Source organism: Glaciecola sp. KUL10, assembly GCF_003203515.1.
Taxonomy (GTDB): Bacteria; Pseudomonadota; Gammaproteobacteria; order Enterobacterales; family Alteromonadaceae; genus Glaciecola.
Map to the genome: position 1 here is coordinate 1 of NZ_BGNG01000025.1, position 2,608 is coordinate 2,608.

Sequence of the window (2,608 nt, forward strand, 5' to 3'; positions counted from 1 at the left end):
TTTTATGCTAATCACTACCACCTCCCCCGTCGGAAGATGAGCCAGATTCTGTTGATTGCACGGAACCACTCTCGAAGCTACCTGAATAATCGGTAGTATCAATAAACTTACCATTCATGAACACTCTCGTTTTAAGGAGATAATTTACATAAATTGGCCCAAGTATTGGAAGTAATAAAGCTAAAGTAAAAAGTTTTATTTTAGTGGCTGTATTTAGCTCTTCGTGGTCATAAATTGTGAAAAATATGCCAATAATCATAAAACAATGAATAATTGATATGGCTATTAAGACCGATTTAATTGTCATAGTTCCTCTTTAAACCTAACACCAGCCTAAGCGGCGGATTGTATTGGGTAAAAACTGCAATAATCGAGCGAAGCGAGTCGCAGTTTTTACCCAATGCAATACGTCCGAAGGAGCGACAGCGACTGGCTTGAGGCTCTTGTTATATGCCAAAGGTTGAAACAGCGTTTTTGTAGGTGGTGTGATATTTCTTAAATATGTCTTGTACAACCTTTAAAGCCTCTTCTTCTGTATTCTTGTGCCATCCAAAATAGTCCTCGGCAATATACATTTTTTGTTCGTCTTCCTTTGCCATTTCGGGTTGTATATCAAAGAGTATTTGAGCAATAGCTTCATACAAAGAAAGCTGATTCGTGAAAAACTTTTCGACTACTTCACCAGAAAGAAACTCCTTATCAGGTGTTCCGTAAACCTGAAAAGTATTTGAAATGAGCTCTCTTATTTCTGCTGAGTCAATTGTTAATGCAATTTTCTCTATAAAAGGCTCAACACCATCATTTCCATATTGACAATATGCCCACTCGACGGCTCTGTCGTGAGACAGCGTGTTGGTTGCTAACAGATAGCTAAAAATATTGTATTCAAAGTAATGAAGTTTCATTTTTCAGTGGCATATAACGCCAAGCACAGCGGCCGACCAACGGGAGGTCCGTCTGATGCTTCTTGTTAGTTAACTCGCCTCTACCCTTCGCTAATAAAAAGCGTTCCGCAGCGGTAGCGGAGGCATGTAATATCCGAGACTGACGCCTAGTTTTAATCAATCCTCTGTACATACTTTTGATTTTTTTAACTGCGAGCACCTTTCTTACCTTGTTCATTCAGGTTGTCAATTTGCCGTTTGGTTGTAACTTGCTGTGACTAACCCGTTTGATAAAATCCTTACGAATTTCGACTTCGTCAATCCACGATACCTGCTGACCTACCAGCAGTCAAAAACTCCACTACAATCTTGGACTCAAATATTTTCGCAGAACTTTTAAAACGGGTAACTAACGCTTGTTTCAGTGGCACCGAGTGCGGAACAATTTTGTGTTAATGTCTGAGCGCAGCGAGTAACACCAAATTGTGGAGTGCTCGGTGTCCATCTGCAAACACTTGTTATGTGTCTGTGCTAAACTTTTCGAAAAACTTATCGATTTCTTCATCGGTTGCTCTCCATCCATCCCCTTTTATTTCATATAGCCGAATGATGCCTAATAGCTCAGTAAGGCCTGTCGCCATAAATTCATTTTCTTCTTTCTTAGCAATCCAATGCTCTGTATCAGCAATAAGCTTTTTCGAGACAGTAAAACCCAATTTCTCTACCAAATAGAAACTGGGAATTTCCGTATTTGCAGCACTACTCATTTTCATCAGTATTCAGTATTAAATAAAATTCTAGTTTTGATAAGGACTTGTTTTTCATCGCGTTACAAATTCCTTAGAAGACACATAACACCATGTTAACGAGTTATCAGATTATGGCGTGTCGGTTGCGAATGCAAGCGACATGACATGAGATGATAATCTCTGTTGAACATCTTGTTATACATCCGTCACGCTATTTTTGCCACCTCCTAGGGTACTGACCTTTATAAGTAATTGCCGATAACTCTGCTTTGGTTATCTCACCTTTTTTGAATTTACGATGGTAAAAAAGAGTTGATGACAATATCCACCCAACGTAAAAACAAATGGAAATAGTAACTAAGCATACGGTTAAGCAAGCAAAAACTATGAACCCATTGTATTGTCTCAATGGAAGATCAAGTTCAATTTCAAATGCGATAAATATAAGCGAACAGAGATAATAGGCTACAGGCAAAACAATTGCAGAGCAGAAAATACTTAGCCAGTACGATTCTCTAAAGTAATTAGCCTTCAGGTTATATTGGCTTTTAAATAATCGTTTTAAAATTTTGGAACCTATAGGATGTATAACACCAATTTATGCGGCAGCTCACCGCTCTTGTGAGATGTCCGTCATCAAATTTTTTGTTATGTTCTGACAACAAACCGCCAATTTTCCAAAATTGCATTGCATTCTCTACCTACAATTGTATAAAAACTAAGCCACTCTCCAATATGCTTAGAATTGCAATAAACTTGACACCTAACTCTAAGACTGTACCCACCACTTTTAAGTTTTCTTCTTATCAATTGAGCACTACCATCTTGAACATTAAGCTTCGAAAACAACTTATCTAAACTGACTTTAGTAGTCATATAAAATTCAAACTCGATTCGCCTTTGCCCAGAAAGGTCAAAGCCCACTTGGAAAGACACCTTAACTTATTTTCTATCATCTAAGGAACATAACACTCG

Annotated in this window: 2 protein-coding genes; both read right to left on the reverse strand. The window is 38.1% G+C overall.

The annotated features are described in order from the left end of the window. Nucleotides 1-446 precede the first annotated feature (446 nt). Nucleotides 447-905: a hypothetical protein gene (locus KUL10_RS18400; protein WP_110430426.1), complete on the reverse strand. Its 459-nt coding sequence runs from the start codon at nucleotides 903-905 to the stop codon at nucleotides 447-449. Nucleotides 906-1,402: 497 nt separating this feature from the next. Continuing rightward, nucleotides 1,403-1,657, reverse strand: coding sequence for a hypothetical protein (locus tag KUL10_RS18410; protein WP_110430428.1), 255 nt, complete (start codon nucleotides 1,655-1,657; stop codon nucleotides 1,403-1,405). Between the last annotated feature and the right edge of the window lie 951 nt (nucleotides 1,658-2,608).

Bases quoted from the DNA above. Each gene is read 5' to 3' on its own strand.
- KUL10_RS18410 (WP_110430428.1), bottom strand. From the start codon at position 1,657: ATGAAAATGAGTAGTGCTGCAAATACGGAAATTCCCAGTTTCTATTTG.
- KUL10_RS18400 (WP_110430426.1), bottom strand. From the start codon at position 905: ATGAAACTTCATTACTTTGAATACAATATTTTTAGCTATCTGTTAGCA.